29 protein-coding genes and 1 pseudogene are annotated in these 26544 nt (G+C 70.2%); 14 read left to right on the forward strand and 16 right to left on the reverse strand.

The window, feature by feature from the left end:
- Positions 1-91: 91 nt before the first annotated feature.
- From ADL25_RS14405 to ADL25_RS14420, 4 genes and pseudogenes are all read right to left on the reverse strand, one after another.
- On the reverse strand, positions 92-661 hold the full coding sequence (locus ADL25_RS14405) for a nitrilase-related carbon-nitrogen hydrolase (RefSeq protein WP_234380906.1): 570 nt from the start codon (positions 659-661) through the stop codon (positions 92-94).
- Positions 648-914: pseudogene (locus tag ADL25_RS14410) on the reverse strand (cytochrome P450); the annotation flags it as partial. The pseudogene ADL25_RS14410 and the gene ADL25_RS14405, both read right to left, overlap by 14 nt.
- A 359-nt stretch (positions 915-1273) precedes the next feature.
- Entirely contained in the window at positions 1274-1951 is a 678-nt protein-coding gene (locus tag ADL25_RS14415) for a hypothetical protein (protein ID WP_059128097.1), read from the reverse strand.
- Positions 1952-2161: 210 nt separating this feature from the next.
- Positions 2162-2854, reverse strand: coding sequence for a TetR/AcrR family transcriptional regulator (locus ADL25_RS14420; RefSeq protein WP_059128098.1), 693 nt, complete (start codon positions 2852-2854; stop codon positions 2162-2164).
- Positions 2855-3047: 193 nt separating this feature from the next.
- Between ADL25_RS14420 and ADL25_RS14425 the strand changes: the two genes are divergently transcribed.
- The 3 genes from ADL25_RS14425 (at position 3048) to ADL25_RS14435 (ending at position 7409) form a co-directional block, all read left to right on the forward strand.
- On the forward strand, positions 3048-3788 hold the full coding sequence (locus tag ADL25_RS14425) for an SDR family oxidoreductase (protein WP_059128099.1): 741 nt from the start codon (positions 3048-3050) through the stop codon (positions 3786-3788).
- A gap of 68 nt (positions 3789-3856) precedes the next feature.
- A complete protein-coding gene (locus ADL25_RS14430; RefSeq protein WP_059128100.1) occupies positions 3857-4759 on the forward strand; it encodes an SDR family oxidoreductase in 903 nt (300 codons plus the stop codon).
- Positions 4760-5162: 403 nt separating this feature from the next.
- The gene (locus tag ADL25_RS14435) at positions 5163-7409 is read left to right on the forward strand and encodes a SpoIIE family protein phosphatase (protein ID WP_079050336.1); all 2247 of its coding nucleotides are present in this window, start codon (positions 5163-5165) and stop codon (positions 7407-7409) included.
- 34 nt (positions 7410-7443) lie between these two features.
- Here the strand turns inward: ADL25_RS14435 and ADL25_RS14440 are convergent, their stop codons facing one another.
- Positions 7444-8094 carry a hypothetical protein gene (locus ADL25_RS14440; protein WP_059128101.1) on the reverse strand — a complete coding sequence of 217 codons (651 nt, stop codon included), beginning with the start codon at positions 8092-8094 and terminating at the stop codon, positions 7444-7446.
- A 564-nt stretch (positions 8095-8658) separates the two neighbouring features.
- Here ADL25_RS14440 and ADL25_RS14445 point away from each other — a divergent pair.
- Complete coding sequence (locus ADL25_RS14445) at positions 8659-9264, forward strand: hypothetical protein (protein ID WP_063805634.1); 606 nt, start codon at positions 8659-8661, stop codon at positions 9262-9264.
- A 187-nt stretch (positions 9265-9451) separates the two neighbouring features.
- On the opposite strand, the gene ADL25_RS14450 is transcribed toward ADL25_RS14445, so the two are convergent.
- The gene (locus tag ADL25_RS14450) at positions 9452-9955 is read right to left on the reverse strand and encodes a universal stress protein (protein WP_059128102.1); all 504 of its coding nucleotides are present in this window, start codon (positions 9953-9955) and stop codon (positions 9452-9454) included.
- A 384-nt stretch (positions 9956-10339) separates the two neighbouring features.
- Between ADL25_RS14450 and ADL25_RS14455 the strand changes: the two genes are divergently transcribed.
- The gene (locus ADL25_RS14455) at positions 10340-11149 is read left to right on the forward strand and encodes a hypothetical protein (protein WP_234380907.1); all 810 of its coding nucleotides are present in this window, start codon (positions 10340-10342) and stop codon (positions 11147-11149) included.
- 33 nt (positions 11150-11182) lie between these two features.
- Here the strand turns inward: ADL25_RS14455 and ADL25_RS48960 are convergent, their stop codons facing one another.
- The 4 genes from ADL25_RS48960 to ADL25_RS14475 form a co-directional block, all read right to left on the reverse strand.
- A complete protein-coding gene (locus ADL25_RS48960; protein ID WP_159044925.1) occupies positions 11183-11332 on the reverse strand; it encodes a hypothetical protein in 150 nt (49 codons plus the stop codon).
- Positions 11333-11453: 121 nt separating this feature from the next.
- Positions 11454-12281, reverse strand: a complete 828-nt coding sequence (locus tag ADL25_RS14465) for an SAM-dependent methyltransferase (RefSeq protein ID WP_059128206.1) — start codon at positions 12279-12281, stop codon at positions 11454-11456.
- A gap of 82 nt (positions 12282-12363) precedes the next feature.
- Entirely contained in the window at positions 12364-12615 is a 252-nt protein-coding gene (locus tag ADL25_RS14470) for a DUF397 domain-containing protein (RefSeq protein WP_059128104.1), read from the reverse strand.
- Positions 12612-13484, reverse strand: coding sequence for a helix-turn-helix domain-containing protein (locus tag ADL25_RS14475; RefSeq protein ID WP_059128105.1), 873 nt, complete (start codon positions 13482-13484; stop codon positions 12612-12614). The genes ADL25_RS14470 and ADL25_RS14475 overlap by 4 nt, the downstream gene beginning before the upstream one ends.
- A gap of 300 nt (positions 13485-13784) precedes the next feature.
- On the opposite strand from ADL25_RS14475, the gene ADL25_RS14480 reads away from it, so the two are divergent.
- Entirely contained in the window at positions 13785-14267 is a 483-nt protein-coding gene (locus tag ADL25_RS14480; RefSeq protein WP_059128106.1) for an ATP-binding protein, read from the forward strand.
- 77 nt (positions 14268-14344) lie between these two features.
- Here the strand turns inward: ADL25_RS14480 and ADL25_RS14485 are convergent, their stop codons facing one another.
- A complete protein-coding gene (locus ADL25_RS14485) occupies positions 14345-14701 on the reverse strand; it encodes a PRC-barrel domain-containing protein (protein ID WP_059128107.1) in 357 nt (118 codons plus the stop codon).
- A 366-nt stretch (positions 14702-15067) separates the two neighbouring features.
- Between ADL25_RS14485 and ADL25_RS14490 the strand changes: the two genes are divergently transcribed.
- Positions 15068-15781: an SDR family NAD(P)-dependent oxidoreductase gene (locus ADL25_RS14490; protein ID WP_059128108.1), complete on the forward strand. Its 714-nt coding sequence runs from the start codon at positions 15068-15070 to the stop codon at positions 15779-15781.
- A 75-nt stretch (positions 15782-15856) separates the two neighbouring features.
- Here ADL25_RS14490 and ADL25_RS46075 read toward each other — a convergent pair whose 3' ends face one another.
- Complete coding sequence (locus tag ADL25_RS46075) at positions 15857-16015, reverse strand: hypothetical protein (protein ID WP_181923234.1); 159 nt, start codon at positions 16013-16015, stop codon at positions 15857-15859.
- Between the two features lie 454 nt (positions 16016-16469).
- Between ADL25_RS46075 and ADL25_RS14495 the strand changes: the two genes are divergently transcribed.
- Together ADL25_RS14495 and ADL25_RS14500 are read left to right on the forward strand one after the other, a co-directional pair.
- On the forward strand, positions 16470-16880 hold the full coding sequence (locus ADL25_RS14495; protein WP_079050356.1) for a universal stress protein: 411 nt from the start codon (positions 16470-16472) through the stop codon (positions 16878-16880).
- A 272-nt stretch (positions 16881-17152) separates the two neighbouring features.
- Positions 17153-19798, forward strand: a complete 2646-nt coding sequence (locus tag ADL25_RS14500; protein ID WP_234380908.1) for a SpoIIE family protein phosphatase/ATP-binding protein — start codon at positions 17153-17155, stop codon at positions 19796-19798.
- 47 nt (positions 19799-19845) lie between these two features.
- On the opposite strand, the gene ADL25_RS14505 is transcribed toward ADL25_RS14500, so the two are convergent.
- Both ADL25_RS14505 and ADL25_RS14510 read right to left on the reverse strand, forming a co-directional pair.
- The gene (locus ADL25_RS14505; protein WP_059128109.1) at positions 19846-20262 is read right to left on the reverse strand and encodes a DUF6233 domain-containing protein; all 417 of its coding nucleotides are present in this window, start codon (positions 20260-20262) and stop codon (positions 19846-19848) included.
- 401 nt (positions 20263-20663) lie between these two features.
- The gene (locus tag ADL25_RS14510) at positions 20664-21608 is read right to left on the reverse strand and encodes a GNAT family N-acetyltransferase (protein WP_059128110.1); all 945 of its coding nucleotides are present in this window, start codon (positions 21606-21608) and stop codon (positions 20664-20666) included.
- A 457-nt stretch (positions 21609-22065) separates the two neighbouring features.
- Between ADL25_RS14510 and ADL25_RS14515 the strand changes: the two genes are divergently transcribed.
- From ADL25_RS14515 to ADL25_RS14535, 5 genes are all read left to right on the forward strand, one after another.
- Complete coding sequence (locus tag ADL25_RS14515) at positions 22066-23121, forward strand: NAD(+)/NADH kinase (protein WP_059128111.1); 1056 nt, start codon at positions 22066-22068, stop codon at positions 23119-23121.
- Positions 23122-23476: 355 nt separating this feature from the next.
- Entirely contained in the window at positions 23477-23641 is a 165-nt protein-coding gene (gene rpmG, locus ADL25_RS14520; protein ID WP_059128112.1) for a 50S ribosomal protein L33, read from the forward strand.
- Between the two features lie 45 nt (positions 23642-23686).
- Positions 23687-23947 (forward strand): type B 50S ribosomal protein L31, encoded by a 261-nt coding sequence (locus ADL25_RS14525; protein ID WP_059128113.1) that lies wholly within the window; start codon positions 23687-23689, stop codon positions 23945-23947.
- 46 nt (positions 23948-23993) lie between these two features.
- Positions 23994-24116, forward strand: coding sequence for a type B 50S ribosomal protein L36 (gene ykgO, locus ADL25_RS14530; RefSeq protein ID WP_059128114.1), 123 nt, complete (start codon positions 23994-23996; stop codon positions 24114-24116).
- Positions 24117-24297: 181 nt separating this feature from the next.
- On the forward strand, positions 24298-25362 hold the full coding sequence (locus ADL25_RS14535; protein ID WP_059128115.1) for a lipoate--protein ligase family protein: 1065 nt from the start codon (positions 24298-24300) through the stop codon (positions 25360-25362).
- A 59-nt stretch (positions 25363-25421) separates the two neighbouring features.
- Here the strand turns inward: ADL25_RS14535 and ADL25_RS46085 are convergent, their stop codons facing one another.
- Positions 25422-25595, reverse strand: a complete 174-nt coding sequence (locus ADL25_RS46085) for a CsbD family protein (protein WP_079050340.1) — start codon at positions 25593-25595, stop codon at positions 25422-25424.
- Positions 25596-25695: 100 nt separating this feature from the next.
- Complete coding sequence (locus ADL25_RS14540; protein WP_059128116.1) at positions 25696-26520, reverse strand: LLM class F420-dependent oxidoreductase; 825 nt, start codon at positions 26518-26520, stop codon at positions 25696-25698.
- Positions 26521-26544 lie beyond the last annotated feature (24 nt).

Here is a 26544-nt window from a genome sequence, read left to right on the forward strand (position 1 = left end):
GGGAGAGCGGCGGCCGCAGCAGGGGCCGCACGTCCCCCGACCGGGCCGACCGGCCCCATCGGGCCGGTCCCGGTCGTGTCGGTCGTCGGTGTCACCGAGCGAAGAGGTCCTCTTCCGTCGCCCGCGGGCTCGGCGCCTGAGTGTCGTGGGCGTGGAGCACGGATGCGGGGGTGCGGTCGATCCGCAGGCTGAGCAGCTCCGGGCGGCTGTAGTGGCCGCGCGTGTCGGCCATGCGCTTGCGCCGGTCGATCAGCGCGAGGTCCAGGTCGGCGATGACCTCGCCCTCACCGGCCGTGAGTGGCTCGCCGACGATGCGACCCTCGGGGTCGACGACGGCGGTGAAGAAGCCGCCGGAGAACGCGCCGGCCGGGCCGCCGGTGTCCCGGGCGAGCTGTGCCTGCTGGTCGGGGTCGAGCCAGGCGGTGGCGTTGACCACGAAGGAAGCAGATTCCAGTGCGTGCTGCCGGATGGCGACCTCCATCTGGTCGACGAACCCCCCGGCTCCGAGGGCGCCGGGGAACATGGCGGCGTGGATCTGCTCGCCATCGGCGATCAGGGCGTAACGCGCTGGTCGACCGCCATGTGTTCGGCGGTCGACCAGCGCGGCGAACGAGCAGGCGGCCGCACGGCTGTGGCAGTGCGGGCCGCTACGGCCTGACACCGTCGACCGCGACGGTCAGACGGCGCGGCCCGCGCAGCACCGCGTTCTGCCGGTAGGGCGGTGGATCCTCGACGAGACGCGGGCCTTCGAGCCGGCGGGCGAGCTCGGCCAGCGCGATCTGCGCCTCCAGCCGGGCCAGCGGGGCGCCGAAACAGCCATGGATGCCGCTGCCGAAGCCGAGGTGCTGGATGTCCTTCCGGTAGGGGTCGAACCGGTCGGCGTCCGGGAAGCGCTCCGGATCCCTGGGGTCGGCGCGATTGGCGTAGTCGGTGATCTGGTGCAGGAGCGAGGCGTGTGTCATGAGGCGTCCTTGGGGCGTGTGGGTCCCGGGCAGCCCGCGGCGGCGCGCGCCTGTGGCCGATGCCCGTCCTCGGCACGTGGTTCGTGGGCGAGTGACCGGCCGAACGAGCGGCGGCCGTCCTGCGAGAGGAACGCGCGCTGCGTGTGTCCCCGGGACCGATGTCCGCCCCGTCGGCGGCCGGGCCCGTCGGCGCGCACCGCCACGCGGTGGGCGCCTTCGGGCGGCGGTCATCTCCTCTCCCGCCAGCATCGAAGGCCCGAGGGGGCCCCGCTCGCCGGGATGTGCCGAAGGAGTGACCCGGCGGACGCGGGTCAGGACGTGCCCTCGGGGCCCGGCCGGGAGCGGCCGCCCGCCACGAGGAGGTGGACGCTGATGATCAGCGACCAGGCCGGGAACACCAACTCCGCCCAGGGGACGTTCGTCGCGACGAAGAGGAGCGTCAGTGCCGTGAGGAGGCCCAGCACGGTGAGCCACCGCGGCAGCACCGCGAGACGGTGCCCGATCACGGACATGGAGCAGGTGAAGACCGCCGCCATCCGCATCGCGAACCCGACCATCAAGGTGTACGCGAAGTGGCGGCCGAAGTCCCAGGTCGGCGGGGCGGGAAGGCCCCCGGGCCGGTTCGTGGTGGCCAGCACGGCGTCGGCCGCCGCGGCCGCCGCGAACATCGTGGCAACGAAGACCAGCCCGCTGCCGAGGAAGACGCTGGCGAGGAACTTGTCCTCCGCGTCGCCGATATGCGCTCGTATCACGCCGATGAACCAGAGGAAGAAGATGCCGGCGAACGGTACGAGCGCGAGTGCCGCCCGTACCGCGCTGCGCCGCGTGGGGTCGGGTAACCCTCCGCCGGTGGCCGCGTCGGCGCCCTGCGGGATGCCCAGCCGGATCAGCACGATGGCCGCAGCGAGCAGCAACGCGAAGACGACCCCGGCCAGCCCGGCGGCCCGCGGGGTCTCCAGTGCCTGCCGCCTCCGCGCCGTTGTCTTCATACGCGGCTCACTCCTCTCCGGGGCCCTGGCACCAGCAAGCCGCCGTCGAGGGGGTGGCGCCACCGGGGGCGGCCGAACGGCAGAGCGGAACGCCGCCCCGACCGCTGTGCGTGCGGAAGGAGCGGCGTGCGGGAGGGGTGACGGCGGGGTGCCGTGCGGAAGAAGCGGTGCCGGCCCGGTGCCGTCGCCGGTCCGGTGCGACCGGCCGCCCTACTCGCCCAGGCCGTCGAGCCACTTGAGGAGCAGTTGCTGCTCCTCGGCGCCCAGCGAAGGGGCCGGATTCCGACGCAGACGGGCGGCGAGCTGGGTCGCGGTCAGGGCCGTCGAACCGCCCTCCGTCTCCTTGGACGGCCGGCTGACGCAGCCGGCGAAGGTGGCGTCGCGCACCCTGGCCGAGAGGTCCGGATCGGTGTAGATGTCGGGGCGCACCAGCAGGGCGAGCGCGACGCCGATGTTGGCGGACATGATCTGCTGCGCGGCGATCTCCGGCGGCACCCGCAAGGTACCCGCCTCCGCGCACCGTTCGAGCGTCGCGGTGAGCAGCTTGAAGACGGTCCGGGGAGCGGCGGGTTGGCGCGCCAGCATGGGCGAGAACATCAGCCGGTAGATCGCCGGGTTCTCGAGGGCGAAGGCGATGTGGTCGTCCCAGCCGACGCGGAGATCGTCGAGGGGGTCGTCGGTGGTCGCGAGCGCCTGTTTGCGCTGGACGTAGCGGTCGAAGCCGTGGTCCACGAGGGCGCTGAGCAGACCGGCCTTGTCGCCGAACAGCCGGTAGAGCACCGGTTGGCCCACTCCGACGGCCTCGCACACGGCCCGTGTCGAGATGTCGTGTTCGGGCGATGCGGAGAGCTGCGTCTCGGCTGCGTGCAGCATTCGCAGACGGAGTTCTGACTGGTCGGTCATGTGATCACGCTACGGGATCGCGGGCCCGTGGGTGCAGGGGGAGGAGCCGTCGCCGTTGCCGTAGAGGTGCGTATCAACGATTCGTCAGTGATGTTGTCGTTGATTCGATCGGCTGTTATCGTCGATTACAGATTCCGGGGAGCGGTGATTACGCCGGCCCCTGTGACCCACCGTGCTGAGGAGAAGACAACTCATGAGCGACACCACGTCCCCCCGTGTAGCGCTGGTCACCGGCGGCTCCGGTGGTATCGGTCACGCCGTCGTGGAGCGCCTGGCGAGGGACGGTTTCGCCGTCGCCGTGCATTACGCCGGCAACAAGGACAAGGCCGACGACCTCGTCGAGGCGATCACCGCAGGGGGTGGCCGGGCCATCGCCGTCGGCGGGGACGTCGCCGACGAGCAGGACATGGCCGCGGCATTCGACGCCGTCGAGGCGGCGTTCGGCGGTATCGACGTCCTGGTGAACACCGCGGGCATGATGCGGCTGGGCCCGCTCGTGGAGCTGGACCTGGACCTGCTCGACCGTATGCACCGCACCAACATCCGCGGCACCTTCGTCGTCGATCAGCTCGCGGCCCGGCGGCTGCGCCCGGGCGGGGCGATCATCAACTTCTCCACCTCGGTGACCCGCGCGCAGTTCCCGAACTACGGCGCCTACGTGGCGAGCAAGGCGGCCGTCGAGGCGATCACCCTCATCCTTGCCCGTGAGCTGCGCGGCAGGGACATCACGGTCAACGCCGTCGCGCCCGGCCCGACCGCCACCCCGCTCTTCCTCGACGGCAAGGACGAGGCGACCATCGACCACCTCGCCAAGGCCGTGCCGCTGGAGCGTCTCGGCCGCCCCGAGGACATCGCCGAGAGCGTCGCCTTCCTCGCCGGACCCGCCCGCTGGGTCAACGGCCAGGTCCTCTTCACCAATGGCGGTCTCGCCTGACGCGCGGCCCGCGTCACCGTCCCGCCCCACCGACACCACTCACGCGACGAACACGAAGAGGAATACTCATGAGCGAGAAGCAGGTCATCGTCATCACCGGGGCTTCCAGCGGCTTCGGCAACCTCGCCGCCCGCGCGCTCGCCCGCGCCGGCCACGTCGTCTACGCCGGCATGCGCGCCACGGCCGACCGCAACGCCCCGCGTGTCGAGGAACTCGCCGAGCTCTCCCGAGCCGAAGGCATCGATGTGCGCGGCATAGAGATGGACGTACAGGACCAGGGTTCCGTGGATGCGGCCGTGGAGCGGATCGTGGCCGAGCAGGGCCGCCTCGACGTCGTGGTCCACAACGCCGGCCACATGGTCCTCGGTCCCACCGAGGCGTTCACCCCGGAGCAGTTGGCGCAGGTCTACGACGTCAACGTGCTCTCGACCCAGCGCGTCAACCGGGCGGCCCTGCCGGTACTGCGCAAGCAGGGCTCGGGCCTGCTGGTGTGGGTGGGGTCCTCCTCCACCCGTGGTGGCCACCCGCCGTTCCTGGCCCCGTACTTCGCGGCGAAGGCCGGCATGGACGCCCTTGCCGAGAGCTATGCGGCCGAGCTGATCAAGTTCGGTGTCGACACGGTGATCGTCGTGCCCGGCGCGTACACCAGCGGTACCAACCACTTCGTCCACTCCGGCACCCCGGCAGACACCGAGCGTGCCGCGGAGTACGACGAGCGCTACGGCACCCTGCGGGACAGCATGGCGCAGGCACTCGCCGACATCTTCCCGGCAGGGCGTACGGCGGACGAGGTCGCCGACGCGATCGTGGACGTGGTGGACCTGCCCGCCGGCCGACGGCCGTTCCGCGTCCATGTGGACCCGAGCAAGGACGGCAGCGAGGTCGTCTCCGTCGTGGCCGACCGCATCCGTGCCGAGTTCTACCACCGCATCGGCATCCAGGAACTGCTCACCGACGGAGCGGCCCTGTAGACACGTACGTCACGGGAGGGTGTGGGGCGAGCCGGGGGACCGGTCTCGCCCCCACGACGCTGCGGCTCCCGGTGCCGACCGCCGTTCCGGCGGGCGGGCACGGCGCCCACCTGACGCTTCTGTCCTGCCTCGGCCACCGGTTCATGAACACCGGGTCATGTCCGCGCTGCGGGCCGTGGGCGATACGGCCGCGCTCGTCGGCGGGGGCAGGGCGCCTGCCTTCGAGACCGCGGTCCGAGGAGACGGCCCCGGCGGGAACGGCCCCCTTCGACACCGGTGCCGAGGGCACGGCACGGAGCGGCGGCGACACGGCGACGTAAGCTGGAGCAAGGCGATGAACGATGTCCAAGCAGCCGTTCGCGCCGGCACCGGCTCCGGAGTTCGGCCGCGGGCAGGCACGACGATGACAGACGACGCAGGTCCCGTATTCACCCGGCGTTCCACGGTGGCCAGGCTGGCTCTGCTCGAGGCCCAGGGCGACGACCTGTCGGTGCACGAGGCGATGACGCCGGCACTCCAGCAGGCGACGGCCGAGGTGGGGGCGCTGGGAGGCGTTGTCCACCTCCCGTGCGAGACGCCGGACGGTCTGTACCTCGTCGCGTCCAGCGGACTGCCGAACAAGGTCACGGACGAGTGGGCGTATCTCGCGATCGACCGGGACCTGGTGCCCGTACGGGCCATGCGCGAGGGTGTCCTCTGCTGGAGCGAGGATGGCAGCCCCCGGATCGAGAACCATGGCGCGGTGGCCGTCCCCGTCCCCGGTTCGGAGCGACCGCTCGGAGTCCTCACACTGTTCCTGTCCGACGACCGCAAGCCGGACGCCTCGGGATGCTCGTTCCTGACGGCGGTGGCCGGCTGGTCCGGCCAGTGGCTGGGACAGCGCACGGTCGATCCGGCGCCTTGCCGGGGGGCGACCGGCCGCGAGCCGGTCGCGGGTGGTCGCGCGGTCCCGGCCGACCCCCTGGAGGCCGCCGACGCCACGGGATCCCGGGGGAGTGCCGCCCGGCAGACGGCGCGGATGGCGGAGCTGACGACGGCCCTGGCCGAGGCGTTCTCGACACGGGACGTCGTCGGGGTGGTCGCGGATCACGTGCTGCCGCCCTTCGGAGCCGACGGGCTCGTCATCGAGGCGAACGAGAACGGGCGCCTGCACGTCGTCGGATCCGTCGGATACGCCGAGGAGTTCCTGGAAGATCGTCTCGAAGGCCTCCCGACCGACGCGAACGTTCTGATGACCGACGTCCTGCGCCGACGTCGTCCGGTCTTCGTCGAAAGCACCGCGGACTTCGTACGCCGTTACCCGGAACTGCGCAGGATGGCCCACCCCGACAAGAACTCCTGGGCCTTCCTTCCCCTGAGCGCGTCCGGGCAGGAGTTCGGGTGCTGCGTCATATCCTTCGCCCTGCCGCGCACGTTCACCGACGAGGAACGCACCCTCCTGACCGCGCTGAGCGGGCTGATGGCACAGGCCCTGGAACGGGCCCGCCTGTACGACGCCGAACACAGCCGCGCTCAGTCTCTGCAGCGCGGACTGCTGCCCAGGTCACTGCCCCGGCTGCCGGCGGTGACCGCGGCCGCGTCCTACCTCCCCGCGAGCGAGGGTGCGGCAGTGGGCGGTGACTGGTACGACCTGATACCCCTCTCTGCCGACCGGGTCGCCATGGTGGTCGGCGACGTGATGGGACATGGCATAGCCGAGGCAGCCACCATGGGCCGGCTGCGTACGGCGGTGCACACTCTCGCCGACCTGGAGATGCCGCCGGACGAGATGTTCGGCCATCTCAACGACCTGGTGAAGGAGCTGGGCGACGACTCCTACATCACCTGTCTGTACGCGGTCTACGACCCTGTGAGCCGTATCTGCACCTTCTGCCTGGCGGGCCATCCTCCGCCTGTCGTCGTCCATCCCGACGGCACGCTCCACCGGCCGGCACTGGTCGCCAATCCACCTCTCGGAGCGGCCGAGCCGCCCTTCGACATCCAGGAGCTGCGTCTGCCGGAGCAGTGCGTTCTCGTCTTCTACACGGACGGACTGCTGCGGTCCTTCGACCGCGACGCGGACGAAGGTGTCGCACTGCTGGTGAGCGCGGTGGCAGACGCCCTGGAGGAGACCTCGTACTTCTCCCGGGCATGTGACGGCGACGGCGGGGCGTGTCTGGGCCGGCTGTGCGACCTCATCACGACGGAACTGACGCACGACCGGCCGCGGGCCGTCGACGACGCGGCGCTGTTTCTCGCCCACACCCGGGTGACCGCGCCCGACGACGTCGCGTCGTGGGCGCTGACCGAGAGCCCCACGGCGGCGGCCGAGTCACGCGAGCTCGTCCGACGGCAACTGGCCCGCTGGAGGCTGAACGACCTGGAGCCCACCACGGAGATCGTCGTGAGTGAGCTGGTCGGAAACGCGATACGGCACGCGAAGGGCCCGCTGCGCCTGCGTCTGCTGCGCAGCGGATCGCTCATCTGCGAGGTGTACGACGGCAGCCTCACGACCCCGCGCATCCGGCGGGCCACGCAGATGGACGAGGGCGGACGGGGACTGCATCTGGTGTCCGCGCTCTCCCGGCGCTGGGGCACCCGGTATCTGGAGGACGGCAAGTGCATCTGGGCCGAGCAGGAACTGACACCGGACAGCGCTCACCGGATCTGAACCGTCCCGTCCGGCAGGGCTCTGTCCCGCTCTCCTACGCGCTGCGTTCCGGCTGAACCTCGGCTTCGGGTGTCGCAGCCGGTTCGGGCCTGTCGGCGGTGGTGTAGAAGACGGATGTGCCCTGCTTTCCGCGCTGGGCCTGGTTCTTCGCCACGAGTCCCTCGAGCGTGGTGCGTACGACGGTCGCCTTGATGTCGCGCTCGGGGTGTGCCTGGCCGAGTGCGGTGGCCACTGCGGCCGCGGAACGCGGTTCGTCCAGTGCGGACAGATGGCCGCGCACGAGTTCGACGAGTGTGGGCTGCGCCGCCTTCGTGGCCGGGGCCTTGCCGGCGGGCTCCTTCCCGCCCCGCCTCCTGGCCGGCGCCCGGCCGGAGGCGGCGTCGGCCTTCTTGGCGCGCGTACGCTTCCCGGCGCTCGGCTCGGCGGACTCCTGCTCACGCGGCGCGGGCACCGCGGCGCCGTTCCCGGTGGCCGTGGGCCCCTCCGGTGCGGGGGAGACGCCCAGCGCCTGCTGCATGTTCACCAGCATCGAGTGGTCGTGCCGGAGTGCGGCCAGCAACTCCTGCAGTGCTTGGATCTCGCCGTTGACGCGGTCCTGTTCATTGACGTTGTGCTCGAGGTCACCGGTCACCTGGGCGGTGTACTGCGATGTCAGTTCCGTGCGGGTGGTGGTGCTCTCCGACATGGTGTCGACCCTTTCCTCGGTTCACCGGCCGGGATGGAGGACTGCCGGGCGTCGAGCGGAACACGCCCGCGCTTCCGGCCTCGTGTTCAGGTGGCGGCAACGTAACTGCCGTGCAATGTCTCGGTGTACAGATACTACGTACGAGTGCAGCCGAATTGTTCCGCTCTGGTGATGATTTCGCCCTCCGCGGGAGCCGAGGTGACTACGGCGAAGCGCACGGTGCGCTCTTGAGGAAGACCTCAACGCGGTCTTTCGAGAACCTGTTTCGCGGTCCCGAATGCGTGAGGTCCGGTGGCAGCTCCCCCCCGTGCCCGCCCGCCCGGAAGACGTGAGCCCGCCTCACCGAGCACGCCTTGCGGCGGTGTCGCAGCGTATGGCCCACGCGCGTGACGGTGACTCAGGAGCGGACGTGGGCTCACTGGTGATGGAGCGTCACACCATTGATTACTCCAAACGTATTCTTTCTCATACATCCGCATATCCGACATGACTGAAATATGCATGCTCGGTACCTTCGTTTGCGCATGGGCTCACAGTCGAGGTGTCTGAGACAGGAGAAGTGACATGGCAACGCATTCCACCGCCGTGACAGCCGCTGTCGCGGCCGGCGCGGCCCTGATGGCCACGGTTATCACGTACGCCTCCGTCGCTTCCGAGCCGGAGGCGGCTCCGGCGGCCCAGCAGGCAGCTGCCGCCTCGGTCGCGGCTCCGGAGAGCGACGACAAGGGAAACAACGGTTACGCCAACAACGGTCACGGCGAGGGCAACGGCCGTGACAACGACGACGCCGACCACGGCAGGAGACTCGACAGCTGGGACTTCTACGGCGGCGACCCCGAGGCGGTCCACGTCAACGAACGTGATTACGCCGCAGTCCCCTACGGCTGCATCACGGTGGTAAGCGGCCTCGGGTCCAAGACCCTGAACGTCCGCAACGACAGCAAGGAGACCGTCGAGGTGTTCAGCGGCGCCACCTGCGGCGACGGCGCTCCGATCGCCACGGTCGGCCCGTTCAGCTCGAGCAACGGGCTCTTCCCCCGGCATGTCAGGGACGGTGTGGAGGTCGAGGACGGTGTGGTGGGCAGCTTCCGGGTGGTCCGTGAGCGCGTCCTCGTCGAGCGCGAGGATCACTACTACAGCGACTACGACTACGACGAGGGCGGCAGGTGATCAGGTCGTCCGAGTGACGTGGGAGAACGGGAACCCGTGACCGGCGCGCCCGCGCGCACAGCAAGGCCTGGCCGGACACTCGCAGGCCACCGACGTGACCCGACAGCTGGGAGAGGCATCCGGGGCCCCACCCGCCGACCATGGCGGGCGGGACCCCGGATGTTCTGCTGCGTGCCACACCCGGGGGTCAGTGGTGGCGGCCCGGGCCGTGCGGCGGGGGAGGCGGCGGCAGTTCGGTCGGTGGGGCCTCCCCCGGCCACACCAGCAGAACGGGGCAGGGGGCGTGGTCGACCACGAACCGGGTCATGGGGCCCAGGCTGTGCGGTCCGAGCCGGGAGCGATCGCCGTCACGTGCGCAGACCAGCAGGTCGGCTCCGGTGGCCGCCTCCACCACCTTCCGTTCCGTGCGCCCCCGGACGAGGACCTGGCGGGCGGGACGGCCCAGGTGCCGTTCGGCGGCGTCGAGGAGTTCATGTGCGGCGGCCTCGGACAGCACCTCGATGCGATGTCCCGGGTCGCGTTCGGGATGGCCGCGGCCGAGCAGCCCGGCGAACGCGCCGTGGGCCGTCTCGGGGACCGTGTCGTCGCAGACGTACAGCAGCACGATCTCCTCGTCCGGCGTGGCGCGGGTGACCGCGGAGTCCACACAGGCGGGCCAGGTGCCTTCGGTGATCCAGACGATGACGCTCATGGGCTCTCCGGCTTTCCGCGTTGGTCGGCTGGCGATCGTGTGCAGCATCCCCCACCGCGCCCGGTCGGAAGCAAGGAGCGCGGCCGATGCGAGGGCGGCGGATCCCCCGCGTCGCTGCCGCTCACCGCTGCGCCCGCCCGGTCGACGGTCCTGCGGTGCGCCCGGCACTGCTTTGTCTTGCCCGGTCCGGATTTCGAACCGTACGATTGTGCGTTTCACGGACGCCGGGGGGATTTATTGCGTCAAGGAGTGGAGTGGCACCACGGTCCTGCCGGTTACGGGCGTGGGTCCGCGGGCGCAGTTGACGACGGATCACCGTCCGCCGCGAACGATGCCGGGCCCGGTCGGCCGGTCGCCGTACGGGTCCGGTTTGCACGCTTTGTCGTGCGCACCCTGCGCGGCGAGTGGCACGGCATCGTCGTCGATCCGGTGCGCCGGTTGCTGCGGCGTGGATTGTCCGGTCTGTCGCTCGCCTTCGTCGCCGGCTTCGGCGTGATCTTCTTCCATGCGATCGCCCAACGGCCCACGGGTGTGACGGCGGTGCGGATCCTGGGCGGCGTCTCGGCCGACCTGCCGTTGTGGCTGGCGCTGCTGCGTACACCGGTGTCGCTGTACGTGCCGGCCCTCGACCTACCGGTGTGGGCGGGCATCACCCAGCTGTTCCTCGCCTTCGCCCTGGCCGAACTGGTCCTGGGCCGGGCTCGCACGCTGCTGGTCTCCTACGCGACCACGCTCGCCGGAACGCTGACGGTGCGCGTGATGATCGCGCTCGGGCCGGGGTGGTGCGGGTTCGGCCTGCCGCCCCGTATGGGCCAGGTGCTCGACACGGGACCGTCCGCCGCGGTCGTGGGCCTGTTCACGTACCTCGCCGTCGTCCGGCGGGCCCCCGTCGTGTTCACGCTGACCGGCGGTTCGATGGTGTGGGAGTCGATCGCCGAGCCCAACCTGGCCGGCCGGGAGCACCTGATTGCCGTGGCGGCCGCGATCGTCCTGGGCCTGTTTCACGGACGCGCCAGCAAGGTACGGCAGTTGGGGACAGTACTGCTGTCCGGTGCGGTCCCGCTCCCGAGACATCCGATCGGGATGCCGCTGCCCGTGCCGGTTGCGTCTGGGCGCACCGGCCCGTCCGCGCCCGGCGTCGGCCGAGTGCCCTTGCACGAGCCACCGGTCGACGACTGCCGCGAGCCGTGCTGAGGACCGGACCGTGGCCCGGCTGCCGGGCCGGCTTCACCTGAGCGAGTTGACCTCCTTGAGATAGGCCCGGCACAGTGCGGCGCCGACGGGGCAGCGCCTCGGCCCGCACTGCCCGCAGCACGACACATGGGCCACGTACGCGCGATAGGTCTTGAGTTCGGCGGCCGTTCGGGTCTTCCGCACGTCGCATCGCTCCCTGGAGCCCTGCGATGCCGCCCCGGAACAGGAGCCGGGGCGCACCGAGTTCATCGCCGACATGTGCCACGTCCCTTCCGACCGGTTCATCTCGTCCTGACGCTGCTCGCTACGGCTTGATGCCGACTCCGACCCACAGGCTGACCTGGGCGTCCGTGAGCGGCTCGTCCGTGGCGGTGTGCCCCTGTCCGGCTTCCGGGCGCCAGCGGTGCCCGACGACGATGCCCGGGTCGAGCAGTTCGAGTCCGTCGAAGAAGCGGGCGACGTCCTTCTGGGCCCGGAACTGCACCGGTGTCCCCGCCCCCGTGTAGATGGCGGTGACCTTCTCCCAGGTCTGCGGATCGAAGTCGGGCGTGCAGTGGCTCAGCGCCAGGGCACTTCCGGAGGGCAGGACGTCCAGCAGACGGCCCACGATCCCGTACGGGTCCCGTGCGTCGGTGATGAAGTGCATCAGCGCGTTCAGCGACAGGGCCACCGGACGGTTCAGGTCGAGCACCTCGGCCAACTCGGGTGCGGTCAGCAGGGTCTCGGGATCGTTGGCGTCCGCCTCGATGTAGGTCGTGCGGCCCTGCGGGGTGCTCCGCATCAGGCGCTCGGCGTACTTGAGGACGAGCGGGTCGTTGTCCGCGTAGACCACCCGGGCGTCGGGAACCACCGACTGCGCGACCTGGTGCAGGTTCGGCTCGGTGGGGATGCCCGTGCCGATGTCCAGCCACTGTCGGATGCCGTGCTCCCGGGCCAGGACACGCGTGGCGCGGTGCATGAAGGCCCGGTTCTCCCGGGCGCAGACGAAGATGCCCGGGTAGGCGGTCGCGACGGTCTCGGCGGCCTGCTTGTCGACCTCGAAGTGGTCCTTGCCGCCGAGGTAGTAGTCGTACATGCGGGCCGAGTGCGGCCTGCTGGTGTCGATGCCCCGCGCGGCGTGCGAGTTGGTCATCATCTCCCTTTCGGTGGTGTGTCGGTCGTGCGGGCGGGTCGAGGCCGGGGCCGGCCGGGATCCTCGCCGCTCATCGGGTGGTTCAACCGGCCGCCAGGTGGTCGGCCAGGCCCTTCTTGACCCCCGCGACGAACGCGGCGATCTCCTGCGGTGTGTAGATCAGCGCGGGGCCGGCCGGATCGGTGGACTGCCGCACCGCGACACGACCGTCGGCCAGTTGCTTCGCTTCCACGCACTGGCCCCCGTTGGGGCCGCTCCACGGGCACTCCCAGCCCTGCTCACCGAGGTCCGACGCGGGCATACCGTTGTAGACAAGGCTGTCGAAGGTGCTCATGAGTACTCCTTGCGCATGCGGTTCAAGAGCGCCTTGCTGTCCGCGGACGAGGTCAGCAGGGACATCCGGTTGTGCGCCTCCAGATGCGCCACGACGTCCGAGCGCTGGTCCAGGTACACGGAGGCGGAGAGGATCTCGCTGTAGACGATGTCGGGGAGTTCCGGCTCCTCGAACCGGAAATAGGTGAACGGCGCGCACGCGCCCACGTGGGCACCCGCGGTGAACGGGACGACGTCGAGGCTGATGTGGTCGAGCTCCGAGACTTCGAGGAGCCGGTCGATCTGCTCGCGCATCACCTCGGCCCCGCCCACCACCCGATGGAGCACGGCCTCCTCCATCACCACCCAGAGGGTCGGCGCGTCCGAGCCCTCGAGCAGCCTCTGGCGGGTCAGGCGCAGATCCACGCGCCGCTGGAGGTCCTCTTCGTTCTCGTTCGGAAAACCCCCGCGCAGAACGGCGCGTGCGTACCCGTGGGTCTGGAGCAGCCCCGTGACGTAGTGGGGCTCATAGGTGCGCAGGGTCTTCGCGCCGGACTCCAGGCTCACGTAAGCGGTGAACCAGTTGGGCAGTACATCGCGGTACGCGTGCCACCAGCCGGGCTCGTTGGCCTGTTCGGCGAGGGCGACGAACTCGTCGATCTCCTGCTGATCGGCCCCGTAGGTCTCCAGCAGCTTTTCCACATACAGCGGCTTGAGACCGACCTCCGCCTTCTCCAGACGGCGGATGGTCAGCGACTTCACACGCAAGGCCTTGGCGGCATCCTCCAGCGACACCCCTGCGCCCTGCCGCCGGTCCTGCAGCCGCCGGCCGAGGATCATGCGCAGAACGGTGGGTGCACTGGTGCCGGAACCCGAACGAGCCTCGCTCACGCCCTACCTCCTGAGGGACTGTCACCAGTACGAGTCTGACAGCGACTTGATGAAGCCGCCAGGCCCATACCGTCATCCTGAAATTATCAGGGATGCGGTTGCAGCGTGAACTCGCCTGCGAGCATGATTACTTGTGTGAGCCCTCTCGTTGGTGCGAGCCCGACCTCTTCGTCAACGTCCCCTTCATCCAGGGGGGTTGGCGCGCATCCGCATTCGAGTTGCAGCCCGCAGGACAACCTCCTCGGGACCGGCCCGTCGCTCACCCTCCCCGTCTGCCGCCCCGTATGGAAGGCGCCCGCCGTGTCCCCCCACACGCCCTCCTCGCCCCAGCTCTTAGAGACGGCCGGTCCTCACCGGGCGCACTGGCTGGAACTCCCCTCGCACCGGTCCAGCGTCCGGGTCGCCCGGCACTCCGTGGAGGCGTGGCTGGCCTCGCGGCGACTGCCCGCCGAAATCGTCGGCGACGCCGTTCTGCTCGTGTCCGAACTGGTCACGAACGCGGTCATCCACACGCTCAGCACCCGCATCCTGTGCGGGGCCCAACTGGTCTCGGACACAAGACTGCGCCTGGAGGTCCACGACGAAGACCTCACCGGCCGTGACCTGCCGCGGCGCCGGCCGGGCAGTGACGACGAGTGCGGCCGGGGTCTGCTGCTCGTGCAGGAGATGGCGGAGTCCTGGGGGGCGGATCGTTCGGCGCTCACCATGGGAAACGCCGTATGGGCGACCCTGGCGTTCCCCGGCGGGCGCCAGGTGGTTGCTCCATCCCCCTCACGGCCTTGAATGTCGGGCGCAGCCCGTGCGCCCAGGCGTCCAAATGCGGCCGACCCGCATCCGGGCCGGCCGACGGACAGGCCGTTTCAGCGGCGTGCGAGCCGACGCCCGTGGTGGGCGCCGGGTGCATAGGCCCTGTCGTAGTGCTGGAAGATCTCCGCTTCCCGCTCGACCGGCAGAACGTCGTCCACGCCCATGGACGGCGCCTTCTTCACCAGCCCTTTGGGGTGTGTCACCTTCACGTAACCGGGCCCGACGACCGCTTCGTCGACGGGGACGAAGACCAGCCGCTGCCGTGTCGGCAGGCCGGTACGGACGGTGACCATGGCCGGTTCGTCGGTCGTCGTGTCGACGTAGACCGCTTCCAGGGCTCCGATCTTCTGTCCCTTGGGGTCGACCACGTCGCGGTTGCGCCACTCGCGGATATCGGCTGAATGGATCATTCGTCGCTCCTTGCGGCCCGCAGCCTCGCGCGGACGCCCGACCTGGGCGACCGCGTTCGACCAGCCTGTTTTCACGTTACTCCGAGCATCGCCGTGCCGCCTGGTTGACCTGCTCCTTTCCGGGCCCTGAACGCCGGAGGGAGCCGGCGGACCGCTGTGCCGGCCCCGCGGCCGGCCGCCTTCCGCTTCCCCTGCCGCTGCGACCGCTTGCCTCCCTGGTGTGAGCCGCGTCCTCGCACCGCAGGCCGGACGGGTCGCACAGACGCGTGGCCGGCGCTTCCGTCGTTGGAACTTTGTCGACCGGTCGTCTACTTTGGTTCGGTGACCGACACCGCCTGGTGGCCGGTCCCGATCGAAAGGACAGACATGAACACCACGGGTCAGAAGGTCGCGGTCATCACGGGGGCATCGCAGGGTATCGGTGCCGGTCTTGTCGACGCCTACCGCAAGCTCGGCCACGCCGTCGTCGCGACCTCCCGCACCATCGCACCCTCCCAGGACCCGGGCGTCGTCACGGTCCAGGGCGACATCGCCGACCCTGCCACCGCCGAGCGTGTCATCGCGGCCGGGCTCGAGCGGTTCGGCCGTATCGACACGCTGGTCAACAACGCCGGCATCTTCGTCGCCAAGCCGTTCACCGAGTACACGCGGGAGGACTACGACGCGGTCACCGGGATCAACCTGAGCGGCTTCTTCCGTATCACCCAGCTCGCGGTCGAGGCGATGGTCCGACAGGGCGCAGGCCATGTCGTCCAGATCACCACCAGCCTGGTCGACCAGGCGGACTCCTCCCTGCCGTCCGTGCTGGCCTCGCTGACCAAGGGTGGGCTGCAGTCCGCGACCAAGTCCCTGGCCATCGAGTACGCCACCCGGGGCGTGCGCAGCAACGCCGTCGCTCTCGGCGTCATCAAGACGCCGATGCACCCGGAGGAGTACCACGAGACGCTCGCCGCGATGCATCCGGTCGGGCGGATGGGCGAGGTGGCCGACGTCGTCGACGCGGTCCTCTACCTCGAGAACGCCCCGTTCGTCACGGGCGAGATCCTCCACGTCGACGGCGGTCAGAACGCCGGCCACTGACGGTGATGCCCGGGCGCCGTCCTCAGCGCCCGGGCGCCGGCCGGTCCGCACCGCGGCGCGCCGACCGCACCCGGGTCACCGGTCGTCGGGGCCGTTTTCACGCGGTCTTCGCCACAGACGGGTGCGGTGCAGCACATGGAGGGCGATCAGCGGAACGACCGCCTGCAACCCGACGGCCAGGGCCCAGAAGACGATCCTGCTCTCCAACTCGTCCGTCATGTAGGTGAAGTTCATGCCGAAGAACCCGGTCAGGTCAGCGGCAGAAAGATCGTCGACACGATGGCCGATCTGCGGGCATCGACACCACCGGTACGATCATCGTGCCTTACCGTGATCACGGGCTGCGGCACGTTCCGGCCTGGGGCAAGCCGTCGGAGCCGTGCACACGCAGCGACTCGTTCGCGCACGCGGGCAGTGCCGAACGGGTGAGGGGAGCCCCGCCGAGTGGGGTGGCAACCACGCCGGCAGGGGCGTCGTCGACTTCCCTGAACGCTGTCCCACCGTGCGGTCGGCGGACTCACTTCCGGTGAACCGTGCCGGTTACGCTCGGAGTGTGACCGACGACGAGCAGGGCGCGCCCGGGCTGCCGAGCGGTGACGGTCTTCCCGGTGAGGGCGGGGGAGCGGCCGACCACGCGGAGCGGGAGCACCCTGTTTTCGAGCTCGGTACGGACGGGCCGAAGGTCATCATGGCCGGGGTCGACGGCTCCGACTCCTCCTGGCGGGCGGCGTCCTATGCGGCGGGTCTCGCCCGCCGCCAGGGAGCGCTGCTGGCGCTCGTGTACGTGCAGCCGATTCCGGTCTCGTCCGCTCCCGGTGTCGTGGGGGTCATGGCGCAGGCCTCGGCCGAGGTCGCCGAGGAGATCGGTGCCCAGGCCCACCGGGATGCCGAGAGGCTGGGCGAGGTCTACCGCAATCTGCGCTGGGAGTTCCACACGTTCCGCGGCGACCCCTATTCCGGTCTTGTGCGGACCGCGGACGATCTGCGGGCCGACGCGGTGGTCGTGGGCGCCTCCGAGAAGGCGGGGCACCGGTTCATCGGTTCGCTCGCGGTCCGTCTCGTCAAGGCGGCGCGGTGGCCGGTGACGGTGGTGCCCTGACGGGCCGGCCCTCTCCTTCGGGACGGCGGGGCCCTTCCCGGATCGGCCCCGTTCGCCGGGGCTGATGATGTCCCGGTGCCTGGTGTGATTGAAGGTGCTGACGGTGCTCATGAGGCAGGAAGGGGCGCGTGGTGACGCACTCGTGTCCTCAGGCCATGGCCACCGTGGAATGTGGGTGCTAGAAATGTCCCATGGCGAACCGTCTCGCCCGGTTTAGACGCATATTCTTGCGTCCGCTGGCCGGCAAGAGCCCTCGAAGTGTCGCCGGGCAGATGTTCGTAATGCAGGTGGCGCTGGTGATACTCCTCGTCCTCTGCGCCGTCTTCGCGCTCGTCCTGCAGTCCCAGCGGGACACCGGCTCCGAGGCCAAGCGCCGCTCGATCGCCGTCGCCCAGACCTTCGCCCATTCCCCGGGCATCCTTCCTGCATTGCGGACGTCCGATCCGTCGGCGGTGCTCCAGCCGCTCACCGAGGCGGGACGCAAGACATCGGGTGTCGACTTCATCGTCGTGATGGACACCAAGGGCATCCGGTACACCCATCCCATCCCGAGCCGGATCGGACAGCGGTTCGTGGGCAACATCGGCCCCTCCTTGGCCGGGAAGGTCTACACCGAGAGCGTGCACGGTCCCCTCGGTGACGAAGTGCAGGCCACCGTTCCCGTCAAGGACACCTCCGGCAAGGTGGTGGCCCTCGTCTCGGCCGGGCTGAAGGTCAAGAACGTGGCCAGCCAGGTGGATCGGCAGCTGCCGATCATCCTGGGCGCAGGTGCCGCCGCGCTCGTCGTGGCCACCGGGGTGACGGCCCTGGTGAGCAGGCGGCTGCGCCGTCAGACCCACAGCCTGGCTCCGGCCGAGATGACCCGCATGTACGACCACCACGACGCCGTGCTGCACTCCGTACGCGAAGGGGTGCTCATCATCGGTGAAGGCGGCCGGCTGCTGCTCGCGAACGACGAGGCCCGGCGGCTGCTGGAGCTGCCCGCGGACGCCGAGGGACACCACGTGGCGGAGTTGACGAACCTCGACCCCGAGATCGTCGCGCTGCTCATCTCCGGCCGGGAGGCCACAGACGAGGTGCACTTCGCCGGCGAGCGTCTGCTCGCGGTCAACCAGCGGCCCACGGACCGTGACGGAGGTCCCAAGGGAATCGTGGTGACACTGCGCGACTCCACCGAGCTCCAAGCGGTGTCCGGCAGGGCGGAGGTCGCCCGTGAGCGGCTCAAGCTGCTGTACGACGCGGGACTGAGCATCGGCACCACCCTCGACGTGATGCGTACTGCGGACGAACTGGCCAAGGTCGCGGTACCCCGCTTCGCCGACTTCGTCACCGTCGACATCGCCGACGCGGTGCTGCAGGGCGAGGAGCCGGCCACCACGGCGACCGACCTGCGACGCACCACGGTGCGCGGCGTCCGGAACGACCACCCGCTCTACGAGAAGGGACGTCTGATCGACTTCGTGTCGTCGACGCCCCAGGCGCGCGGCTGGGGTTCGGGGCGCTCGGAACTGGTGGCCGACCTGTCGACCGCCACGGGCTGGCACGCGCAGGACCCCAAGCGCACCAAGGCGATCATCGACTACGGCATCCACTCCCTCATCACCGCCCCGATCCGGGCCCGCGGCGTGGTGCTGGGCATGGCCAACTTCTGGCGCTCCAAACGGCACCTCCCGTTCGACGACGAGGAGCTGTCGCTGGCCGAGGAGCTGGTGGCCCGTGCGGCGGTCAGCATCGACAACGCCCGCAGGTACACCCGCGAGCACGCCCTGGCGGTCACGCTCCAGCGCAGCCTGTTGCCGCGCGCCCTGCCCGAGCAGAGCGCGCTGGAGATCGGATACCGCTATCTGCCGGCGCAGTCGGGTGTCAGCGGAGACTGGTTCGACGTGATTCCCCTCCCCGGGAGCCGGGTGGCGCTGGCCGTCGGCGACGTGGTCGGCCACGGCCTGCACGCCGCGGCGACGATGGGACGGTTGCGGACGGCGGTGCACAACTTCTCCACGCTCGATCTGCCGCCCGACGAACTGCTGGGCCACATGGACGATCTGGTGGGCCGCATCGACCAGGACGAGACGAGCGCGGAGGCCGCGGGGGTGGTGGGCGCGACCTGTCTGTACGCGATCTACGACCCGGTGACGCGCTACTGCAGCATGGCGCGCGCGGGACATGTGAGCCCGGCGCTTGTCCTTCCCGGCGGAAGTGTGACGTTTCCCGACCTGCCGGCCGGGCCGCCGCTCGGCCTGGGTGGCATGCCGTTCCAGAAGACCGAACTGGAGCTGCCGGAAGGCAGCCAGCTCGTCCTCTACACCGACGGCCTCATCGAGGACCGCAGACGCGATCTGGACGTGGGCATGGAAATGCTGCGCAATGCGCTGGCCGGCCATCCCGACCGGTCGCCCGAGGACAGCTGCCAGGCCGTGCTGGACGAACTGCTAACGGGGCGGCCCAAGGACGACGTCGCCCTGCTGATCGCCCGTACCCGTGCGCTGCCGTCCGACCGGGTCGCCGACTGGGACGTGCCGTGCGACCCGGCCGCCGTGTCCGGCATGCGCGTGGCCCTGTCCGACAAGCTCGAGGAGTGGGGCCTGTCCGAACTCGGCTTCGGTATGGAACTCGTCCTGAGCGAACTCATCACGAACGCCATCCGCTATGGCTCCGCGCCGATCCATGTACGGCTGATCCGCGACCGCACACTGATCTGCGAGGTGGCCGACGGCAGCAGCACCTCCCCGCATCTGCGCTATGCCGCGACGACCGACGAGGGAGGGCGTGGCCTGTTCCTGGTCTCGCAGATGGTCGAGCGCTGGGGCACGCGCTACACGCCTCAGGGCAAGGTGATCTGGGCCGAGCAGGCACTCCCGGAGACCGGCGAGGACCTCGGCCTCACTTGGTTCGACGTGGACTCGGCCTTCTCGGACTGAGAGGTCGGGCCGACGGCTCCTGCGCGCGGGGAACGGGACGCCCGGTCTCAGTCGAGGTCCATGCCGAGCGCGGCGTCCGGACGGCAGAAGGGGCACGCCTGGACCATCGGATCCGTCAGCGCCGCCCGAGCCTCCTGGGCGCCGATCGGGTGCTTGGCTCCGCCGCTCGTGCAGTCGGCGGTGTGAATGCGGGCGGGCTCGGGGCCCACCGCCCTCTTCTGCCGCTCGACCGCGAAGCCCGACGCCCCCTTTGTGCTGTCCGTCGCCGCGGGCGCGCTCGAGCGGCGCTGTGCGCGTGGCTGCGGTCGCGCGGACCGTTGTTCCTGCGCACGGGCGAGCGCCTCGCGTACGGCGGACTGCTGAAGCCGCAGGTAGATGCCGACCGTCTCGTTCTCGGCCACCCGCTCGTCCAGGTACGCCAGGATGGCGCGGAGCCGACTCGGATCCGGTGGTAGCTCGGTCATGGAGCTCGTCCGTCCCGTTCAGAACCGTGTTCCGCGCCCCCGCTCCACTACGCCCCGCCCGGGTGCGCGCGGCGCCGTCCACGCGGCGGGCGTCCCTTTCCGCTTCTGCCGGTGGGCGTGACGGAACGCCGCTGTCGACGGTCGATACAGGCGCCCCCGCGCTCCCGTCCCGCCGGGCTGTTCGGTGAGCCCCCGGTACGTCGCGCTCCACTCCTGCCGGGCCTGGGCGAGGTAGCCGGGATGTCTGTGCCGCATGGCCGGATTCAATCATGTGTTCGATTTATGGGTCGACCCTGGCACGGGAGGGCCGGCGCGACGGAGCCGACGGCTTCGAAGGGCCGGGCCCGTCCGTCCGGCCGGCGTGGTCGGTCGGACGGACGGACGGGCGGCCCCGTCGCTGTTCAGCTCCAGGTCATGTTGATCTCGCCGCCGAAAGTGGCATACCCGGCGCGCGCGAAGGCCTGCGCCATCGGGACGTTGGCCATGTCCGTGGACGCCCGGATGCGGGGCACGTCCTGCCCGGCGAGGACTCTTGTCCCCTCGGCGAGTACGTCGTCGACGTAGCCGTTGCCGCGTTGCTCGGGCAGGACGCCGATATAGGCGATGATCGGGTTGTAGCCGTTGTGCGCCGGGATCACGAACCCGACCGGCTCGCCGTCGGGCAGGGTCGCGATGCGCCACCAGTCCCGAGGGGTCCGGTAGCGGGCCAGCTCTTCCTCGTACTGCTTCACCGCCGCCTCGCGCGGCGACGTCCGGGTCAGTTCGTCGCGGCTGTGGGCGTCCAGCGTCCCCTCGAGCACCCGGGTCATCAGGGCCAGCAGCTCATCGGTGTCCACGGCCGGCCTGAACCGGAGGCGCCCACGGCCGGCGGGAGCCGGGCTCCGGGGCTGCCATTCGAGGCGGAGGCGCTCGACGAACAGCCGGGCACCCGTGCGCTCCAGGACGGCCGTACGGTCCTGGACGGGGCGCCGGGTCGCGGCGCTGTCCCGCCACCGGGGAGGGACCATGCGGCTGTACTCCGGACGCGGGGATCCCTCGGGGAGGGTCGCGGCCGTCGCGGTCTCCAGGAGCCGTACGCCGAGGTCCACCCGATCCGGCTCCGGAAGGCCGTCGTCGATGTCGAGAAGGTCCAGGATCAGCGGTGTGCCGACTCCCGGGCGGCTCCACCACGCGGTCCGCGCGAGCAGCCGGTCGCCCTGCAGCGCGACCCACATCCACTCCGGCCGTCGGCGGCCCTGGACGAGGTCGTCCGCGAGTTCCTCGTTGAGGATGTAGGGCAGTTGGTTGAAAAGGTCGAGTTCTTCCCGCCCGGTGATCGGGCGGATGGTCGTGTCGTTCTGTCGCACGGTCGAGGCACTCTCGGTGAAGGCGCCCGTCGCTCCGGGGTCAGACGGTGTGAATCCCGCCCCGGGAGGAGACAAGCGCGGTGATCATGGGGAACATCGGCCCACCCCTCCTCTCATGGATCGTGGTCCTCGGCCCTGGCGGCCGGGATCCAGCAGCAAGTTGTATCCAGCCGCGGCGCCGTCCGCAATCACTTTTCGACCGCGCGCAGCACGGCACGGGACCGCGCCGGCGGCCGCGCCCGTGACACGGGTAAGGGCCTCGCCCGCCGTCCGGTTCGCCGTGGACGGGGCACCCTCGGCCGCCGTCCCGTCCGGCGCCCCGAGCCCTCGGCCGGACCACCGTGGCGCGCCGTCTCCTCCACCGGTCGCCGTACCGGCCGATCCCATGGCAGTCACCTGCAGAAACTGTGACGATGGCTTACAGGCCTACAGACGCGACGGCGGGCTGGGAGATGACATGCCGATCAGCCGGGTGGGACTCGTTGTGCACGGAGGCCGCCGAGAGGCGGTGTCCGGAGCGCAGACCGTGCGGGCGTGGTGCGCACGGCACGGAATCGGCTGCGTCGACATCGACGTGTGGCAGGGCGAGGGGAGCCGGCACACGCCCCGCGAGGAGGTGCAGGCCGCGGGCAGCCCCGATCTCATCGTGACGCTCGGCGGGGACGGCACGTTCCTGCGCGGAGCGCGCATCGCCGCCCAGAAAGACATCCGGGTGCTGGGCGTGGACCTGGGCAAGGTCGGTTTTCTCACCGAGACCCCGGTGGCGGACGTGGAGCGTGCGCTGGACGCCGTGAACGCGGGCGAGTCCGAGTGCGAGGAACGCATGACGTTGACGATGCGGGCGTCCAGACTGCTCGAGGTGCCCAGCCCCGAGGAGGCGGTGCTCTGCTACGGCAGGGGCCCGGCGCTGCCCGCCCCGCAGCCGGAGACCGATCCGGACGTGGACGATCCGTGGGGGATCGCGCTGGACGTCACCGCGCTGAACGACATCGTCGTGGAGAAGCTGGCGCGGGACCACCAGGTGAGTGTGGGCGTCTACTTCGCGGGCCGGCTGCTGGCCTCGTACTCGGCCGACGGTGTCATCCTGGCGACCCCGACCGGCTCGACGGCCTACAGTTTCGCCGCGGGCGGGCCGGTGCTCTCCCCGCGGATGCGCGCGGTGATCTTCACTCCGGTCGCACCGCACATGGCCTTCAACCGTACGGTGATCGCCAACGCCGACGAGCCGGTCGCCCTGCGTGTCCTGCCCCACTCGGGGCGTGCCGCGGTCAGTGTCGACGGGCAGCCGCGCGCCATCCTCGAGCCCGGCGACTGGATCGGCGTGATCGCCTCCCCGCGACCCCTGCGCCTGGTCAGACTGACCCCGACCAACTTCTACGGTCGGCTGCGGGAGCGGATGAGGCTGACGGACGCCCCCGCGACGGCCGCGGACGGTGAGGCGGCGCCGATGTTCCGGCCCTCCAGCCCGGTGCCCGACGACCTGCGTCACCTCCAGCTGCCGCCACCGCCGTGAGACCGCCGGGGGCGGCGGGGAATGTCCGCGGGGTCCGACCGGTTGTAGCGCCCGTGGTGGTGAAGGGAACAGTGTCCCCGGGCCTCACCCTCCGCCCATGAGGACGATCGTTCGGCTGAAGCCTCATGGAGCCTTTCGCCGAGAGGCGACCGCCCTTCACGACCACGGGTTCAGCGACTCCGCCCCCGGCCGGTTTCCCGGCCGGGGGGCGGGTGTCGGGCACCACGCACCGGATGAGTGCGCACGCCGGACGATCGGCTGGAACCCCGGGAATGCGGCGACGGAACCCGTTGTTGCAAGAAGCGACTGACATGAGCGGGTCAAATCCGCGGAGTGTCGGCGGAAGGAGGACCTCATGGCACGCAGCACACAGCGGCCCGTCGTCAAGCTGAAGTCGACGGCAGGGACCGGCGTCACCTATGTGACGCGCAAGAACCGTCTGAACGACCCCGACCGGCTCGTCCTGCGCAAGTACGACCCGGTGGCGGGAGAGCACGTTCTCTTCCGCGAGGAACGCTGAACCACGCCTCCGCCCTGCGGCGGAGGCCATGAGGAGGGACATCCCATGAGGACCGGTATCCACCCCGACTCCCGCCCGGTCGTCTTCCGGGACCGCGCCGCGGGCTTCGCGTTTCTGACCCGTTCGACCGCGCACTCCACGCGCACGGTCGAGTGGGAGGACGGCAACACCTACCCGGTGATCGACGTCGAGATCTCGTCGGCCAGCCACCCGTTCTACACGGGCACCTCGCGGGTCGTGGACACCGCGGGCCGCGTCGAGCGCTTCGAGCGGCGCTACGGCCGGGCGGCACAGGTCCGCGGCTGACCGCGGTCCGGCATCCGGCCAGGAGATCCAGGAAGAGAGGACAGTCATGAAGGTGCGCAACTCTCTGCGCTCGCTGAAGTCCAAGCCGGGGGCCCAGGTGGTGCGCCGCCGGGGTGTGACCTTCGTGGTCAACAAGAAGAACCCCCGCTTCAAGGCTCGCCAGGGCTGACGCCTCCGTGTGGCGGTGACCGCCGCCACACGTGACCGGCTTCCGCCGTGCACATGGCACGGCCACCTCGCTGTTCGGCCCCGGCCGGTGTCACCACCGGCCGGGGCCGTCGACGTGGAACAGCAGGGACGGCGACGGCGTTACCGTGTCGGCATCAGACGAATGATCAAGGCGGATCATCATGCACGGCGAGTACAAAGTGCCCGGTGGCAAGCTGGTCGTGGTCGATCTCGACGACCACGAGGGCGTCCTGCGCAACGTCCGGGTCGCCGGCGACTTCTTCCTCGAACCCGACGAGGCGCTGCTCGCCGTCAACCAGGCACTCGAAGGGGTCCCCGTCGACACGGAGGCGGCCGCGCTCGCCCTACGGATCGAACAGGGCCTTCCCGAGGGGACTGTCATGTACGGCCTGACCGCGGAGGGCGTCGCCGTGGCGGTCCGCCGGGCCCTGGCACAGGCGACGGACTGGACCGACTACGACTGGCAGCTCGTCCACGAGCGGCCCCAGTCGCCCGCCCTGCACATGGCGCTCGACGAGGTCCTGACGGAGGAGGTCGCCGCGGGGCGCCGGCCACCGACTCTCCGCGTCTGGGAGTGGGGCGGACCGGCCGTCGTGATCGGCAGTTTCCAGTCGTTGAGGAACGAGGTCGACGCGGAAGCCGCCGAGCGCCACGGGATCACCGTGGTACGGCGCATCTCGGGCGGCGGGGCCATGTTCGTGGAGCCGGGCAACACCATCACGTACTCCCTCTCGGTGCCCGCCTCCCTCGTGTCCGGGCTGTCGTTCGCCGATTCCTACGCCTATCTCGACGACTGGGTGCTGGGCGCCCTGGACGACATGGGCATCAAGGCGTGGTACCAGCCTCTGAACGACATCACCAGCGAGGCGGGGAAGATTGCAGGAGCCGCCCAGAAGCGCGTGGTCGGCCCGGACGGCGGGCCTGGTGCGGTTCTCCACCACGTGACCATGTCGTACGACATCGACGCCGACAAGATGCTTGAGGTGCTCCGCATCGGCCGGGAGAAGCTGTCCGACAAGGGCACCCGCAGTGCCAGGAAGCGCGTCGACCCGCTGCGACGGCAGACGGGTCTGTCCCGCGAGACCGTCATCGAACGCATGATCCGGTCCTTCGATGCGCGCTACGGCCTCTCGAGCGGCGGGGTCACCCCCGAGGAACTGAAGCGGGCCGAGGAACTCGCCGCGGCGAAGTTCTCCTCCCCGGAGTGGACCGCCCGGGTCCCGTGAATCACGCACAGCGGGGTCACCTCCCGGGAGGAGGTGACCCCGCTCAGGGGTGCCGCTCGTCAGCGCTTGAAGACGTCCTTGGTCTTCTCCTTGGCCTGACGTGCGCTGCCCTTCGCCTTCTCGGCCCGGCCTTCGGCGGTCATCCTCTCGTTGCCCACCGCGCGGCCGACCGTCTCCTTGGTCTTGCCCTTGGCCTCTTCCATTTTCGCCTTGGCCTTCTGTTCTCCAGCCACCGTTGCTCACTCCAGTCGGATTCGACTCCGGTGTCATGACGTCGGGTGATCCGACGAGCCGCGGGTAAACATCGACGCCGCGACGGGCGCCGTGGCCGGCTCAGCGGTAGCGGGCGGCCACCTCGGCGAATCGGTCGAGATTCCCCAGCGTGTCCGGCTCCGGCGTCGTCGGCAGATAGAAGAGCAGCTGCTCGACCCCGAGGGCGATGTAGCCCTCGATCTGTCCCGGGTCCGCGGGAACCCCGTACACCATCACCGGCACGTCCCGCCCCGCGACGGAACGCAGTCGTTCGATCCTGGGGCCGAGCTCGTCAGGCGAAGCGCTGTTGGCCAGCCATGCGTCACCCAACTGCGCCACCCGTGGGAAGGCGCCCTCACCGCCACCGACGTAGATCGGCGGATGCGGGCGCTGCACGGGCTTCGGCCAGGAGAAGACCGGATCGAAGTCCACGAACTCACCGTGGAACTCCGCTTTCTCCTTGGTCCACAGTTCCACGATGGCGCGCAGCCGCTCGTCGGTGAGGCGACCGCGGGTCGAGGGATCGGCGCCGTGGTTGCTCATCTCCTCACGGTTCCATCCGATGCCGACACCGAAGGCGGCACGGCCGTCCGAGACCAGATCGAGCGAGGCCACCTCCTTCGCGGTGGTGATCGGGTCACGCTGTGGGATCAGGGCGATGCCGGTGCCCAGCAGCAGCCGCTCGGTGACGGCGCCGACGGCGCTCAGGGCGACGAAGGGGTCGAGTGTGCGGTAGTACCGTTCCGGCAGCTCACCGCCACCGGGATACGGCGACCGGCGGTCCACCGGGATGTGCGAGTGCTCGGCGATGAACAACGAGTCGAATGCTCGTTCCTCCAGGGCCCTGCCGAGCGGGGCAGGGCGGATGCCCTGGTCGGTGATGAAGGTCGCGATGCCGAATTTCACGGGGACTCCGTCGAGGATCGGTCG

Source organism: Streptomyces sp. NRRL F-5122 (assembly GCF_001507435.1).
Taxonomy (GTDB): Bacteria; Actinomycetota; Actinomycetes; order Streptomycetales; family Streptomycetaceae; genus Streptomyces; species Streptomyces lannensis.